The following is a 13,811-nucleotide window of genomic DNA, read 5'->3' as shown; positions in this document are numbered from 1 at the left end:
CCCGTCCCGCTCATCCCGGTCCCGGGGCCCATCCCGGCCCCCATGCCCATGCCCTGGCCGCGCCCGGTCGAGGTGACGGCCCGGCCCGCGCCGTCGAGCACGACGAGCCGGGCGCCCGCCGCGGCCGCGGTCGTCACGGCGGCCGTCAGGTCGCTCGACGCCCACTCCCCCGTGGCCGAGTACCCGGCGGCGGCCGCGGCGGCGACCCGTTGCGCCGCGAGCGCCCGGGACTGCGCCGTCGTCCGGGAGACCCCTAGCGAGCTGCCCACGAGCCCCGCCGTGGCCACGAGCGCCACGGCGACGAGCGCCACGAGCACGAACGAGGCGAGCAGCCGCCGGCCGAGCGGGCCCAGGGGTGTCGTCGCACCCGCGGCGGACGCACTCATCGCGGGCTCCCGGTCGTGACGTCGCGCCGCAGCGCGAGCCGGTAGCCGACGCCGACGACGGTGTCGACGACCGACGTCGGGTCCGGCCCGAGCTTGTGCCGCAGGTTCTTCACGTGCGAGTCGATGCTCCGCTCGTACCCGGCGAACTCGTAGCCACGGACGCGGTTCACGAGCTCGTAGCGGGAGAACGGGCGGCCCGGCACCGAGGCGAGGGTCGCGAGGATCCCCCACTCGGTGGCCGTGAGGTCGAGGGTGCGTCCGTCGAGCGTCGCCTCGTGGCGCGCCTCGTCGATCCGGAGCCGGCCCTCCCCGAAGAGCAGCGCCCCGTCACCCGCGACCGGGCCGACGGTGCGGGCGAGGACCGCGCCGACCCGCAGGACGAGCTCGGTCGGGCTGAACGGCTTGGTCACGTAGTCGTCCGCGCCGGACGACAGCCCGCGGATCCGGTCGTCCACCTCGGCCCGGGCGGTGAGGACGACGACAGGCAGCCGGCCACCGCCGCGGCGCGCCTCGCGGAGCACCTCGAAGCCGTCGAGGTCGGGCAGCCCGAGGTCGAGGACGACGAGGTCGACGGCGGCGTCGTCGAGCAGCCGCAGCGCCTCGATGCCGGACCCGGTCGACAGCACGGCGTGGCCCGCGCGCTCGAGGTAGCGCCGGACGACGTCCCGGATGTCGCGGTCGTCCTCGACGACCAGCACGGTTCCCACAGCACTCATCGTCGGCCCGCCTGCCGCGCCCGGTGCGGGACCGACGGCCGCTCTCCACATCGTCTCCACACCGGCTGCACGGCCGGTCCACCCCGCGGACCGAGAGTCGTACCGACAGCCCGGGACGGCGGACCAGCCGCCCCCGGGAACCGGTAGCCCAGACCCAGGAGAACACCATGAACAGGCCGACCACCAGGACCGCCCTCGTGACGGCCGCCGTCGCCGGCGGAGCCGGCGTGCTGCTGCTCGCGACCCCCGTCGTGGCGAGCACCACCGGCTGGGGCGGCGGGCCCGGCCCCCGGACGACGACCACCTGCCCGATGACGGACGACGGCACGGGCGCCGGCTACGGCATGGGCGACAGGATGCGCAACGGCATGCGTGGCCGGGCCGGCGGCTCCGCGGACGGGTACGGCCAGGGCATGCGCAACGGCGGCGGCATGATGGGCGACCCGGGGGCGAACCTGCCCGCGAGCGGCACCCTGACCGACGCGCAGAAGACGGCGCTCGCCGGGATGGCCGAGGAGGAGAAGCTCGCCCACGACGTCTACGTCGCGCTCGCCGGCTCCACCGGCGACCGGCGCTTCACGATGATCGCGGCCTCCGAGACCCGGCACCTGGCGGCCGTCCGGACGCTCCTCGACCGGTACGACATCACCGACCCGACCGTGGGCAAGGCCGACGGCACCTTCACGACCCCCGCCGTCCAGAGCCTCTACGACAGCCTCGTCGCAGAGGGCAAGGGCTCGCCGGCCGCGGCGCTCGCCGTCGGCCGGAAGATCGAGAAGCTCGACATCGCGGACCTGGCGAAGGCCGGTGCCGACGTGAAGGCCGCCGACGTGACGACCGTCTACAGCAGGCTCTCCGCCGCGTCGCAGCACCACCTCGCCGCCTTCGGCGGCTGAGCCCGGCAGGTCCCTGCCCGGCAGGTCCCGGCGAACGCTCACGCGGGCCGGTGGAGCCACCGCAGGTGCTCCACCGGCCCGAGCAGGTCCAGCCGGCGCCACAGCACGCTGCCGGGCACGGCCTGGCTCGGGTGCGCGGCGACCGCCTCGAGCTGCGTGGCCCGGTCGACGCCGACGACGAGGTCGACCTCGGCCGGCGGCCGGCCTGCGAACGGTGCGCCGAACTCCTCCCGCAGGGCCTGCGCGACGGGCTCGGGGAGCGTCCAGGCGAGCACCGGCAGCCCCGCCCCGCGGGCCGCGGTGACCGCGGCGGCCGTCGCGGCGACATGGTCGGGGTGCCCGGTGATCCCGGTGTCGTCGAAGACGACGAGACCGTCGGCGGCGTGCCGGTCGACCGCCCGGAGCACCGCGGTGACGAGCCGCTCCGTGCCCGCGACGCCGAGCGCGCCGTCCGGCTCGTCGAGCAGCTCCACCGTGGCCAGGCCGAGCCGGTGGGCCGCCTCGGCGAGCTCCGCCGCCCGCAGCTCGCGCAGGTCGCCCTCGACGCCGTGCAGCGTCGAGGCCTCGCCGTGCGTGAAGCACAGCACCGCGACGCAGGCCCCGCCGCCGACGAACGCGGACAGCACCGCACCGAGGCCGAACGACTCGTCGTCCGGGTGCGCGACGACGACGAGCGGACGCCGCCAGCCGGGCAGGTCGTCACCTACCGGCGGCGCGGCGCCGGACGTCGTCGCGGGAGAACGGGTCTCCTGGGCGTCACTCATCGAAGGCACACCTCCGGCAGGTCGAACCACAGCAGGTCGTGGAACTGCGGGGACGGGCACCGGGCCTCGGCGAGGTGCTCGCCGTCGGCGTCGGCCCGGGTCGGGGTCGCGAGGTCGAAGAGCTCACGGGCCCGGGCCAGCTGGTCGGCGAGCACCGACTCCGGGACCCGGTCGTCGTGCCGCGGGTACGCCATCCGGCCCTCGGCGTCGTAGTGGACGTCCGTGAGCCGCAGGAGCGGCTCGGCCGGCCCGTGCCGGTGCCGCCACAGGCCCGTCCGCGGGTCGAAGCGGTAGTCGGGGAGGAGCTTCCAGCCCTCGCGGGCGACGAGGTCGACGGCCTCGACGACGTAGTCGGCGACGGCGTCCGTGACGAAGTAGTTGAGGCTGACCCTGGTCCAGCCGGGCTTGATGCCCTCGCAGCCGCGGTGGATCTCGCGCTGGAAGGCGTGCGAGCGCTCGACGTCGATGCCGAGGAGCCGGTGGCCGTAGGGCCCGGCGCACGAGCAGCCGCCCCGGGCCTGGATCCCGAAGACGTCGTTGAGGATCGCGACGACCGCGTTGTGGTGGACGTACCGGCCCGGCGTGCCGTCGGCCCGCACCCGGCGGACGACGAAGGAGACGATCGGGAGCCGCTCGGCGTCCGGGTTGCCGAGGATCTCCATCGCGGGGTTCGCCCGCCAGCGGCCGAGCGCACGGTCGAGCAGCACCGCCTCCCGGGCCCGGATGACGGGCACCCCGACGGCCCGCTTGAGACCGAAGACGAGGCCGGCGCGGATCGAGCCGACGATGTCGGGCGTGCCGCCCTCCTCGCGGTGCTCGACGTCGGCGACGTAGACGTGCTCGTCGGGGTTGACGTACTCGACGGTCCCGCCGCCGGGCACGACGGGGACGCTGTTGCGGACCAGGTCGCGGCGCACGGCGAGGACGCCGGGCGTGCCGGGGCCGCCCACGAGCTTGTGCGGGCTGAGGAAGACGGCGTCCTTGTAGGCCAGCGGGTCCGCCCCCGCGGCGGCGTCCGGGACCATCCGGATGTCGACGTACGGGGCGGCCGCGGCGTAGTCCCAGAACGCGAGGGCGCCGTGCCGGTGCAGCAGCACCGAGACCGCGTCGGTGTCGGTGAGGATCCCCGTGACGTTGCTCGCCGCGGAGAACGAGCCGATGAGCAGCGGGCGGTCGGCGTACCGGACGAGGGCCGCCTCGAGTGCGGCGAGGTCCACGTGCCCGGAGGCGTCCTCGGGCACGGTGACGACCTCGGCGATGCTCTCGCGCCAGGGCAGCTCGTTGCTGTGGTGCTCGTACGGCCCGATGAGCACGACGGGCCGCTCGTGGGCGGGGATGTGGTCGGTGAGCCCGTACCGGGCGTCGAGGTCGGCCGGCACCCGCAGGTTGAGGATGCCGACGAGCCGGTCGATCGCGGCGGTCGAGCCGGAGCCGACGAAGATCACGGCGGTGGAGTCGTCGCCGCCGACGGCGTCCCGCACCTCCCGGCGCGCGTCCTCGCGCAGCCGCGACGTCTGCAGGCCGGTGCCGCTGGCCTCGGTGTGGGTGTTCGCGTAGCGCGGGAGGACCTCGTCGCGGACGAAGTCCTCGACGAACGTCAGTGCCCGCCCCGACGCCGTCCAGTCGGCGTACGTGACCCGCCGGGGACCGTAGGGGCCGGGCTGGAGCCGGTCGTCCCCGATGACGGAGGCCGCGATCCGCGCCAGGAGCGCCTGCCCCGGCGGGTCCTGCCCCGGCGGGTCCTGACCCGGTTCGGCCGTACGCTCGGACAGCGCGGGCGCCGTCGTCGGCGGGTGCGTCATCGAACACCACCTCCAGATACCCCTGGGGGTACCTTACGCGACGCGGCGCGAGCCCGTCGCAGGACCTTCGACCGTTGCCGGCCGCGCCGGCGCGCTCCCCCGGAGGACACACCATGGCACCAGCGCAGGGCACGATCGCCGTCACGGGCTCGACGGGCCGGCTCGGCGGGCGCGTCGCCCGCCGGCTCGCCGCGGCGGGAGCCGCGCAGACGCTCGTCGTCCGCGACCCGTCACGGGCCCCCGCCCTGCCCGGCACCCGGGTCGCGACCGCCGCCTACGGCGACGGCGAGGCGGTCCGGGCCGCCCTGGCCGGGCACCGGGTGGTGCTCTTCGTGTCGGCGTCCGAGGACCCGGACCGGGTCGGCGAGCACCGCACCTTCGTCGACGCCGCGGTCGCCGCCGGGGTCGAGCACCTCGTCTACGTCTCGTTCTTCGGCGCCGCGCCGGACGCGACGTTCACCCACGCCCGCGACCACTGGCACACCGAGGAGCACGTCCGCGGCAGCGGGGTCGCCTTCACGTTCCTGCGGGACAACCTCTACCTCGACTTCCTCCCGCTGCTCGCGGGCGAGGACGGCGTGATCCGGGGCCCGGCGGGCGACGGCCGGTTCGCCCCGGTCGCGCTCGACGACATCGCGGACGTCACGACCGCCGTGCTGCTCGACCCGGCGGCGCACGCGGGGCGCACGTACGACCTCACCGGGCCGCAGGCCCTGACGCTCACGGAGGCCGCGACGCGGCTCACCGCGGCGACCGGGCGGACCGTGACGTTCCACGACGAGACGGTCGAGGAGGCGTTCGCCTCCCGCGCGCCCTACGCGGCCCCCGACTGGCTCGTCGAGGCCTGGGTGTCGACGTACACCGCGATCGCGGCCGGCGAGCTGGACGGCGTGACCGACGACGTCGAGCGACTCACCGGGCACCCGGCCACGGGGCTCGAGGAGGTGCTCAGCCGGGCGCAGCGGCCGGCTCCGTGAGCCCGGTGACGAGGAGCGCCGCACCCCGCGAGGCGAGGCTGCGACCGCCGTCGAACGGGTCCGCGAGGACCTCCGGGTCGGCCCACCACAGGACGACGGAGCCGACGACCTGCGCCGCGACCGCCGTCGTGAGGTCGCGCAGCCGGTACGGCGGCCGCATCCGCAGACCGTAGGCGTCGAGCAGCCCCTGCCACACCTCGTCCGCGGTGGCGGCGAACCGCTCCCGCCGGTGCGCCAGCGCCGCGCGCACCCGCGGGTCGACGGCCGCGACGAGGAAGCTCAGCTCGACCCGGAAGATCGGGTCGTCGCGGTAGGCCCGCCAGATCTCCTCGACCGCCCCGACGACGACGTCCTCCAGCGCCGTACCGGCGGCCGCGGCCGCACGGAAGCGCGCCACGACCTCGGCGACGCCCGGGCCGAGCACCGCCTGCAGCTCCGCGATGTGGAACAGCAGGTCCGCCTGCAGGTCCGACTGCCGGGGCCAGACCTGGTACGCCGCACCGGTCGTGATCGCGGCAGCCTCCGGCCGCACCTCACCCGCCGTCCCGAGGTCGGCCCGGACGAGCTCGGTGGCCCGACGGGCGATGTCGGTGACCCGGACGTGCGCGAGCGCCGCCGACACGACGTCGTCGCCCTGCGACAGTGCACGCTCACGGAGCAGGTCGACGGCGGCGCGCAGCATGAGCCCGCGGGTCTGCTCCTTGGTGCGCTTGGGCATCCGGCGGCGGACGGCGGCCGGGCGGGAGGGCGACCCGTCCATCCGGCGACCCTCCGCTCCGTCGACGAGACCCGTTGACCCAGGGTCGGGGTCACCCTACTGTCTGACTCGTAGAAATTCTATGAACGTCGGGAGGGCAGGCCGTCATGTCGTTGCGCCACCGGCTCCTCGCCAGGGGCTTCCAGGTCCTCGCGGGCCGGGTCACCCGGCCACCGGCGGCCTACGACGCCTTCGCCGCGCACGTCGCGCCGCCGGACCGGGTCGTCGTCCCGACGGACGCGGGCCCGGTGACGGTCCACGTCTACCGGCCGCCGGCCGACGCACCCGGCACGGGCGGCGCTCCGCCGGTCTACGTGAACCTCCACGGCGGCGGCTTCGTCGCCCGGCACCCGGAGTTCGACGGCCACATCTGCCGGGTGCTCGCCGCCGAGACCGGCTGCGTCGTGGTGAACGTCGACTACGACGTGGCCCCGCAGCGACCCTTCCCGGTCGCGGCGCAGCAGGCGTACGCGGTGGCGTGCTGGGCGGCGACCACCGGCGCCCGGGAGCACGGCTGGGACGGCGCCCGGCTCGCGGTCGGCGGCCAGAGCGCCGGCGGCAACCTCTCGGCGTCGGCCTGCCTGCGGGCGCGCGACGAGGGCGGCTTCGGCGCGGCCCTGCAGGTGCTCGTCTACCCGCCGCTCGACCTCGCGCAGGACCCCGGCGACAAGCACGCCCGGACGGCGAAGCCGCTCATCTCCCCCGGCCTGGCCCGGCTGTTCAACCACAGCTACGTCGTCGACCCCGCCCGGCGCGCCGACCCGCTCGTCTCGCCGCTGCACGCGAGCGACCTCGCCGGGCTGCCACCGGCGCTCGTCGTCACCGCCGACCTCGACCTGCTGCGCGACGAGGGCGACCGGTACGCCGAACGGCTCGCGGCCGCCGGGGTCCCGGTCCGGCACCACGTCGCGCCCGGCGTCGACCACGCGTTCACCCACGTCGAGCCGACCGCACCGACCCGGGACCTCCTCGACGTCGTCGTCGCCGAGGTGCGCGCGGCCTGGGACCGCACGGCCCGGCCCGCCGGCTGAGCCCGGCCGGCCTGCCGGCCCGCCGCTTCGGTCGCCCGGTCGGTCAGTCGGCCCGGGCCGCCTCGCGCAGCCGGACCCGCAGGATCTTCCCGGTCGCGTTGCGGGGCAACGACTCCACGAAGGTGACGTACTTGGGCACCTTGTACCGCGCGAGGTGCGCGAGCAGGTGCGCGCGGAACCGGTCCTCGTCGAGGTCGGCCCCCGGACGCAGCTCGACGTAGGCGTGCCCGACCTCGCCCCAGCGCTCGTCCGGGGTCGCGACGACGGCCGCCGCGGCGACCTCGTCGAGCTGCACCGCGACCGCCTCGACCTCGGCCGGGTAGATGTTCTCCCCGCCCGAGATGATCATGTCCTTGGCCCGGTCGACGGCGTAGAACCAGCCGTCGCCGTCCCGCCGGACGATGTCGCCCGTGCGGAACCAGCCCGGCTCCGGGAAGGCCTCGGCAGACTCCTCGGCGCGGCCGAGGTAGCCCGCGAACACGTTGGGGCCACGGACGAGGAGCTCGGCCGGGGCGTCCCCGAGGTCCACCGGCCCGCCGGCCGTATGGCCGGCGACGTCGACGAAGAAGTGCGGCGGGCCGATCGACACGGGCTTGCCGCCGGCCCCGTCGCGGATCTGCATGCAGACCCCCGGCGCGGCCTCGGTCATCCCGAAGCCCTGGACCACCTGGACGCCGCGCCGGTGCCAGGCCACGGCGACCCGCTCCTGGACCGGCGACCCGCCGTAGATCACCGTGCGCAGCGTCGACAGGTCGCTGCCGTCCCAGGCCGGGTGCTCGCACATCATCTGGAGCATCGTGGGCACGCACGCGAAGCTCGTGATCCCGCGCTCGCTGACGGCCGACAGCACGACCTCCGCGTCGAACCTCGCCAGCACCTCGACGCTGCCGCCCTTGAAGAGCGTCGGCAGCGTCACCTGCCCCAGGCCGACGACGTGGAAGAGCGGCGCGATGCACAGGGCACGCTCGGTGCTCAGCACGTCGACGTGCGCGAGCTGGTTCACGGTGTTCCAGGTGAGGTTGCCGTGGGTGAGCACGGCCCCCTTGGGCCGGCCCGTGGTGCCCGAGGTGTAGAGCACGAGGCAGGGGTCGTCCAGCCCGACGGCCGGCACCTCCGCGAGCGGCTCGACCTCGCCCAGGGCGGCCTCGAACGGCCGCGCCGTCTCCCCCGCCGCCGGCAGGACGTGCTGCCCGGCCTCGACGTCCTTCACGTCCTCGACGACGAGGACGCGCCGCACCGACGCGGGCAGCACCGCCGGGACGAGGTGCGCGAGGGACGCGGCGTGGACGAGCACTGTCGGCGCGCAGTCGTCGAGCATGTACGCGATCTCGGCCGCCGACAGGCGCGTGTTCAACGCGACGTGGACGGCGCCGAGCAGGCCGGCCCCGAAGAACGTCTCGAACGTCGAGATGTCGTTCGGGCCGAGGTACGCCACCCGGTCGCCGGGCCGGACGCCGGCCGCGGAGAGCGCGGCGGCGACCCGCCGGACCCGCTCGTCGAGACCGGCGTAGGTGAGCGACCGGTGGCCCTGGACGAGTGCGACGGCGTCCGGCGTGATCCGGGCGCGGCGGTGCGGCCATGTGCCGAGCCCGAGGTTCTGCGGTGGCAGCGCGGTCACCGGCGTCCTTCCTCCCGAACGGTCGTGTCCGCGGCATCGTGCCGTGCGGCAGCGCCCGACGCCAGCGGCAGGGCCGGCCAGCGGACGTCGTGGAACAGGGGTGCCGCCGTCCAGCCCCGGCGGTGGGCGAGCTCGCCCCATACCCCGCGCGGGGCGGACAGCGTCGCCACGACGGCCAGCACCCCGAGCCCGACGAGGTACCAGTTGCCGAGACCGTCGAACAGCTGCTGGACCACGAACAGCAGCACCGCACCGATGATCGGGCCCTCGAAGGCGCCGATCCCGCCGATGACCACCATGAAGATCATCAGCGCCGCCCACTGGACGCCGAACATGTTGTCCGGCTGCGCGGTGAGCGAGTTCGTCAGCGTGATCGCCCCCGCGACCCCGGCCCCGCCGCTGCCGAGCACGAAGACGAGCCGCTTCTCCCCCGTCACCCCGACCCCGAGCGAGCGCGCGGCGTTCTCGTCGTCCCGGACCGCCTGCAGCCGGATGCCGACCCGGGACCTCAGCAGGGCGAACGCACCGACGAGGACGAGCACGGTCATCGCGAGCGCCGTCCAGTAGGTCAACGCCTGACGCAGCGCCGGGTCGACGCCGGTCGTCGAGGTGAGCGACCGGCCGGTCCCCGCGCCGAGCTGCGGGACCCGGCTCACGAGCAGCCGGAACACCTCCGCGAGGACCCAGGTACCGATCGCGAACTGCCCGGCCCGGAGCCGGAAGAGCAGCAGCGACGACGGGAGCGCGACGAGCGCGCACACCACGCCGGCGAGCGGGACCGAGAGGTACGCGTTCACCCCGAGGTCGCTGAGCGCGAGGACGGCGTACGCCCCGAGCCCGAAGAACCCCTGCTGCCCGACGGACACCAGCCCGGCGTACCCGGCCAGCGCGTTCCACGTCACCGCGAGGACGACGAGCGCGAGCAGCGCGGTGAGCCGGTTGCCGACGAGGGGGACGAAGAGCATCGGGACCGCTGCCGCGACCGCGACGAGGACCGCGAACCCGGCCACCGACGCGGAGGCCGTCCGCGACCAGCGCACCACCTGCACCCGCGGTGCGGGCGGCGTCTGCACGACGGCGCTCACGCCCGCACCCGCGCCCTGGCGAGCAGCCCGGCGGGCCGGGTCGCGAGCACCATGAGGAAGACGAGGTGACCGACGAGGACACCCGACGAGGGATCGACGACGGAGCCGACGGACTGCGCCACCCCGAGCACCATGGCCCCGAGCAGGGTGCCCCAGAGCGAGCCGAGCCCGCCGATGACGACCGCCTCGAAGGCGAAGATGAGCCGGCTCGGACCGGCCAGCGGGGTGACCAGGGACGAGGCCGCGTAGGCGACGCCGGCGAGGCCCGCCAGGCCCACCGCGAGCGCGGTGACGACGAGGTAGGTCCGGCGCGCGTCGACCCCGACAAGGGCGGCGGTGCCGGGGTCGTCCGCGGTGGCCCGGACCCGGCGGCCGAACGCCGTCCGGGTCAGTGCCAGGTGCAGGCCCGTGAGTGCGAGGACCGCGACCGCGAGGACCGCGGCCGGGAGCAGCCCGACGGAGATGCCGCCCAGCGACACCCCGGCGGTGCCGAACCACCCGAGGTCGAGCGCCCTCGGGTCCGCCGAGAACACCTCCTGGAGGGCGTTGCCGATGACGACGCTCAGCCCGAACGTCGCGATCATCGAGATCTGCGGGAGCGCGCCCGTCGTCCGGGCGAGCAGCCCCGCGTGCAGCGCGGCGCCGATCCCGAGCATGCCGACGAGCACGACGCCGACCGCGAGCGCGAGCGGCAGCCCGGCTCCCGCGGCGAGACCGATCGCGGCGAAGGCCGCGAGGATGCCGAGGTCGCCGTGCGCGAGGTTGACCACCTTGAGCACGCCGAACATGAGGGACAGGCCGGCGGCGAACAACGCGTACTGGCCGCCGAGCAGGCAGCCCTGGACCACTGCGTCGAGCAGTCTCATGACGGCACCTCCGTTCCGGTTCCGAAGTAGGCCCGGGTGATCTCGGCCCGGTCCGCGTCGCGGCGCGCGACGTCCCGGGTGACCCTGCCCTCGAGGAGGCAGACGATCCGGGTGGCCGTCCGCAGGGCCCGTTCGATGTCCTGCTCGACGAGCACGACCGCGACCCCGCCCGCGAGGACCGCCTCCAGCGAGGCGTAGACGACGTCGACCGCCGCCGGTGACAGGCCGAGCGAGACCTCGTCGAGGAGCAGCAGGGCGGGGTCTGCGACGAGGGCCCGCCCGATCGCCGTGGCCTGCTGCTCACCACCGCTGAGCAGCCCTGCCGGGCGGTCCCGGAGCCGGGCGAGCACCGGGAAGGCGTCGAGCACCCGGTCGACGTCCCAGCCGCCGCGCGGCAGGCCGGACGTCGCCGGGCCGGCTGCGCGGGACCCGCCGGGGACACCGACGAGCAGGTTCTCCAGCACGGACAGGCTCGGGAACAGGCGCCGGCCTTCCGGCACGAGACTGATCCCGGCGCGCACCCGCTGGTGCGCCGGCATCGTGGTGACGTCCTCGCCACCGAGCAGGACCCTGCCCTGCGCCGCGGGCAGGCTGCCCGCCACCGCGTGCAGCAGGGTCGACTTGCCGGCCCCGTTCGCGCCGACGAGCGCGACCACCTCCCCCGGGGCGACCGCGAGGTCGACCTCACGGACGGCCGTGAGCAGCCCGTGCCGGACGACGAGCCCCTCGACCCGGAGCAGCGTCACGTTCCCGGCCCTCCGTAGTACGCCTGCTGCACCCGTGGCGAGGCGAGCACCTCGTCGGGCGGCCCGTCGGCGATGACGGTGCCCTCGGCGAGGCACACCAGCCGGGTCGCCGCCCGGACCAGGACGTGCACCAGGTGCTCGATCCAGACCACGGCCAGGCCCCGCGCGCCGAGCGTCCCGACGAGCTCGACGAGGTCGTCGGTCTCGGCGTCCGTCAGCCCGCCGGCCACCTCGTCGAGCAGCAGCACCCGGGGCTGCAGGGCGAGCGCCCTGGCCAGCTCGAGCCGCTTGCGGTCGAGCAGCCCGAGGGCGCCCGCGGGGCGGTTCGCCAGGGCCGTCATCCGGGTCGCGACGAGGGCCCCGGCGGCCCGGTCGTACCCGGTCGCCCGGTCGGCGCCGCCTGCCGTCGCCCCGACGAGGACGTTCTCGAAGACGGTCATCCCGGTGAACGGCCTGGGCACCTGGTGCGTGCGGGCCAGGCCCTGCCGGGTCCGGACCGCGGCCCGGACCCGGGAGACGTCGTCCCCGCCGAGGACGACGCGCCCCTCCTGCAGGGTGACCGCACCGGTGAGGACGTCCACGAGGGTCGTCTTGCCGGCCCCGTTGGGGCCGACGACGCCGACCACCTCACCGGGCCGGACGTCGAGGTCGACCCCCCGGAGCACCGGGACGGCACCGTAGGCGTGCCGGACGCCGCGCACCGAGAGCGCGGGCGCGACGTCCGGTCCGGCGAGGGTGGCCGTCACGACAGCGCCGTGTCCTCGGCGGCGACCGGGGCCGACGGGTAGCCGGAGTTCTCGACGATGCGGATGTCGAGCGGGAACGGCCCGTCCTCGGCCTCGACCCACTTGCCGCCGACGAGCGGCTCGGCGACGACGTTCTTCACCGGGCCGGAGGTCCAGTCGAGCCTGCCGACGACGGTGTCGATCGAGGTCTTCCCGAGCGCGTTCGCGACCGCCGTGCGGTCCTTCGGGCTGCCCGACGACACCAGGGCGCTGATCGCAGTCTCGAGCAGGGCGGTCGTCGTGCCGAGGTTCTGCGTCCACTGGTTCCCCGAGGACTTCTCGTACGCGGCGGCGAGGTCCGCGCTCGAGAGCCCGAGCAGCGCCGACCTCGTCGGCCACGACGGGTGCCAGTAGACACCGGCCGTGAGGCCCGGCCCGAGGTCGCCGAGCGCCTCGACCTGCTCGGGGAGCAGGCCGGTCTTCGCGATCGTCGCGATCTTCGGCCGGAAGCCCTGCTGGGCGGCCTGCTTCCAGAACGTCGCGAAGTCCGGCGGGATGGCGAAGCTGTTCACCACCTCGACGTCGGACTTCTTGAACGTCGAGATGATCGATGTGAAGTCCTGGGTCCCGGTCGGGAACGCACCCGGGTCGACGACGGTCAGCCCTGCCTTGGTGAGGATCGGGCCGAGGCCGGCCCGGATCGCGTTGCCGTCCGCGTCGTTCGGCCAGAGCACGCCGACCTTCTTGTTGTTCGGCACACCGTTCAGCCACAGGGACTTGTAGACGACGGCGAGGTCGTCGACGCCGATGAAGAAGTGGTACGTGTACGTGAACGGCTTGTCCGGGGTGGCACCGCGGCCGAAGTAGAACGCCTCCCACGGGCACACGGTCGACAGGCAGGGCACCCGGGCGGCCTCGGCCGCGTCCGCGACCGGGTTGACCGTCTCCGGCGTCGAGCTCGTCACGAGCATGTCGACGCCGGAGGCGATGAGCTCGTTGGCCACCTTCGCCGCCTGCTGCGGGTCGGACTGGCTGTCCTTGACCTCGATCCGGACCTGGTAGGTCGTGCCGCCGATCGTCAGACCCTTCGAGACGGCCTTCGTGACCTGCTCGACGACGAACGGGTCCACCTCGCCGAAACCGGCGGCGAAGCCGGTCGACGGCGTGACGTAGCCGATCCGCAGGGTCTGGGTGCCGCCCGCGGCGGCGGCGGAGCTGCTGCCACCGGCGGACTTCACCCCGCCGCAGGCTGCGAGCAGCGAGCCCGCCGCACCGGTGATGCCGAGGGCGGCGGCGCCGCGCAGCAGGGAGCGGCGGTCCATCGCCGCCCGGACGGGAAGGGGCCCGGGGGTGTTCGCGGGCGTGCTGGAGCTGTCGGTCATCGTCGACCTCCGAAACGAGTGGGGGTGGGGTGTTCAGGCGCCGACCCGGACAGCCGGGCC

At 75.2% G+C, this 13,811-nt stretch carries 13 protein-coding genes and 1 pseudogene; 3 read left to right on the top strand and 11 right to left on the bottom strand.

From position 1 onward, the window contains the following. Positions 1-386, bottom strand: a pseudogene (locus ECOMGDLI_RS06970) (hypothetical protein); the annotation flags it as partial. Further along, entirely contained in the window at positions 383-1,102 is a 720-nt protein-coding gene (locus tag ECOMGDLI_RS06965; protein WP_088315464.1) for a response regulator transcription factor, read from the bottom strand. The gene ECOMGDLI_RS06965 and the pseudogene ECOMGDLI_RS06970, both read right to left, overlap by 4 nt. Positions 1,103-1,269: 167 nt before the next feature. Between ECOMGDLI_RS06965 and ECOMGDLI_RS06960 the strand changes: the two genes are divergently transcribed. Further along, entirely contained in the window at positions 1,270-1,998 is a 729-nt protein-coding gene (locus ECOMGDLI_RS06960; RefSeq protein ID WP_088315457.1) for a DUF2202 domain-containing protein, read from the top strand. Positions 1,999-2,036: 38 nt separating this feature from the next. Here ECOMGDLI_RS06960 and ECOMGDLI_RS06955 read toward each other — a convergent pair whose 3' ends face one another. Both ECOMGDLI_RS06955 and ECOMGDLI_RS06950 read right to left on the bottom strand, forming a co-directional pair. Then, positions 2,037-2,762 (bottom strand): PIG-L deacetylase family protein, encoded by a 726-nt coding sequence (locus ECOMGDLI_RS06955; RefSeq protein ID WP_088315455.1) that lies wholly within the window; start codon positions 2,760-2,762, stop codon positions 2,037-2,039. Further along, positions 2,759-4,564, bottom strand: a complete 1,806-nt coding sequence (locus ECOMGDLI_RS06950) for an aminotransferase class V-fold PLP-dependent enzyme (protein WP_088315454.1) — start codon at positions 4,562-4,564, stop codon at positions 2,759-2,761. The genes ECOMGDLI_RS06955 and ECOMGDLI_RS06950 overlap by 4 nt, the downstream gene beginning before the upstream one ends. A 113-nt stretch (positions 4,565-4,677) precedes the next feature. Between ECOMGDLI_RS06950 and ECOMGDLI_RS06945 the strand changes: the two genes are divergently transcribed. Continuing rightward, on the top strand, positions 4,678-5,541 hold the full coding sequence (locus tag ECOMGDLI_RS06945) for an SDR family oxidoreductase (RefSeq protein WP_088315452.1): 864 nt from the start codon (positions 4,678-4,680) through the stop codon (positions 5,539-5,541). Here the strand turns inward: ECOMGDLI_RS06945 and ECOMGDLI_RS06940 are convergent. Next, the gene (locus ECOMGDLI_RS06940) at positions 5,513-6,301 is read right to left on the bottom strand and encodes a hypothetical protein (RefSeq protein ID WP_088315450.1); all 789 of its coding nucleotides are present in this window, start codon (positions 6,299-6,301) and stop codon (positions 5,513-5,515) included. The genes ECOMGDLI_RS06945 and ECOMGDLI_RS06940 overlap by 29 nt on opposite strands. Before the next feature lie 104 nt (positions 6,302-6,405). On the opposite strand from ECOMGDLI_RS06940, the gene ECOMGDLI_RS06935 reads away from it, so the two are divergent. Then, a complete protein-coding gene (locus tag ECOMGDLI_RS06935) occupies positions 6,406-7,329 on the top strand; it encodes an alpha/beta hydrolase (RefSeq protein ID WP_088315447.1) in 924 nt (307 codons plus the stop codon). 43 nt (positions 7,330-7,372) lie between these two features. Here ECOMGDLI_RS06935 and ECOMGDLI_RS06930 read toward each other — a convergent pair whose 3' ends face one another. From ECOMGDLI_RS06930 to ECOMGDLI_RS06905, 6 genes are read right to left on the bottom strand one after another with little or no spacing between them, the layout of a single operon-like run. Continuing rightward, positions 7,373-8,947 carry a long-chain fatty acid--CoA ligase gene (locus tag ECOMGDLI_RS06930; protein ID WP_198954630.1) on the bottom strand — a complete coding sequence of 525 codons (1,575 nt, stop codon included), beginning with the start codon at positions 8,945-8,947 and terminating at the stop codon, positions 7,373-7,375. Further along, positions 8,944-10,032, bottom strand: coding sequence for a branched-chain amino acid ABC transporter permease (locus ECOMGDLI_RS06925; RefSeq protein ID WP_088315443.1), 1,089 nt, complete (start codon positions 10,030-10,032; stop codon positions 8,944-8,946). The genes ECOMGDLI_RS06930 and ECOMGDLI_RS06925 overlap by 4 nt, the downstream gene beginning before the upstream one ends. Further along, entirely contained in the window at positions 10,029-10,898 is an 870-nt protein-coding gene (locus tag ECOMGDLI_RS06920; protein WP_088315441.1) for a branched-chain amino acid ABC transporter permease, read from the bottom strand. Before ECOMGDLI_RS06920 ends, ECOMGDLI_RS06925 begins: the two co-directional genes overlap by 4 nt. After that, positions 10,895-11,644, bottom strand: coding sequence for an ABC transporter ATP-binding protein (locus ECOMGDLI_RS06915; RefSeq protein ID WP_088315439.1), 750 nt, complete (start codon positions 11,642-11,644; stop codon positions 10,895-10,897). The genes ECOMGDLI_RS06920 and ECOMGDLI_RS06915 overlap by 4 nt, the downstream gene beginning before the upstream one ends. Then, positions 11,641-12,390: an ABC transporter ATP-binding protein gene (locus tag ECOMGDLI_RS06910; RefSeq protein WP_088315438.1), complete on the bottom strand. Its 750-nt coding sequence runs from the start codon at positions 12,388-12,390 to the stop codon at positions 11,641-11,643. Before ECOMGDLI_RS06910 ends, ECOMGDLI_RS06915 begins: the two co-directional genes overlap by 4 nt. Then, positions 12,387-13,751, bottom strand: a complete 1,365-nt coding sequence (locus ECOMGDLI_RS06905) for an ABC transporter substrate-binding protein (RefSeq protein WP_198954629.1) — start codon at positions 13,749-13,751, stop codon at positions 12,387-12,389. Before ECOMGDLI_RS06905 ends, ECOMGDLI_RS06910 begins: the two co-directional genes overlap by 4 nt. Positions 13,752-13,811: the final 60 nt, after the last annotated feature.

The organism is Kineosporia sp. R_H_3 (genome assembly GCF_002198675.1).
Lineage (GTDB): Bacteria > Actinomycetota > Actinomycetes > Actinomycetales > Kineosporiaceae > R-H-3.
Note: the sequence above shows the minus strand (reverse complement) of the source record. Positions and strands in the feature narration are given on the sequence as shown.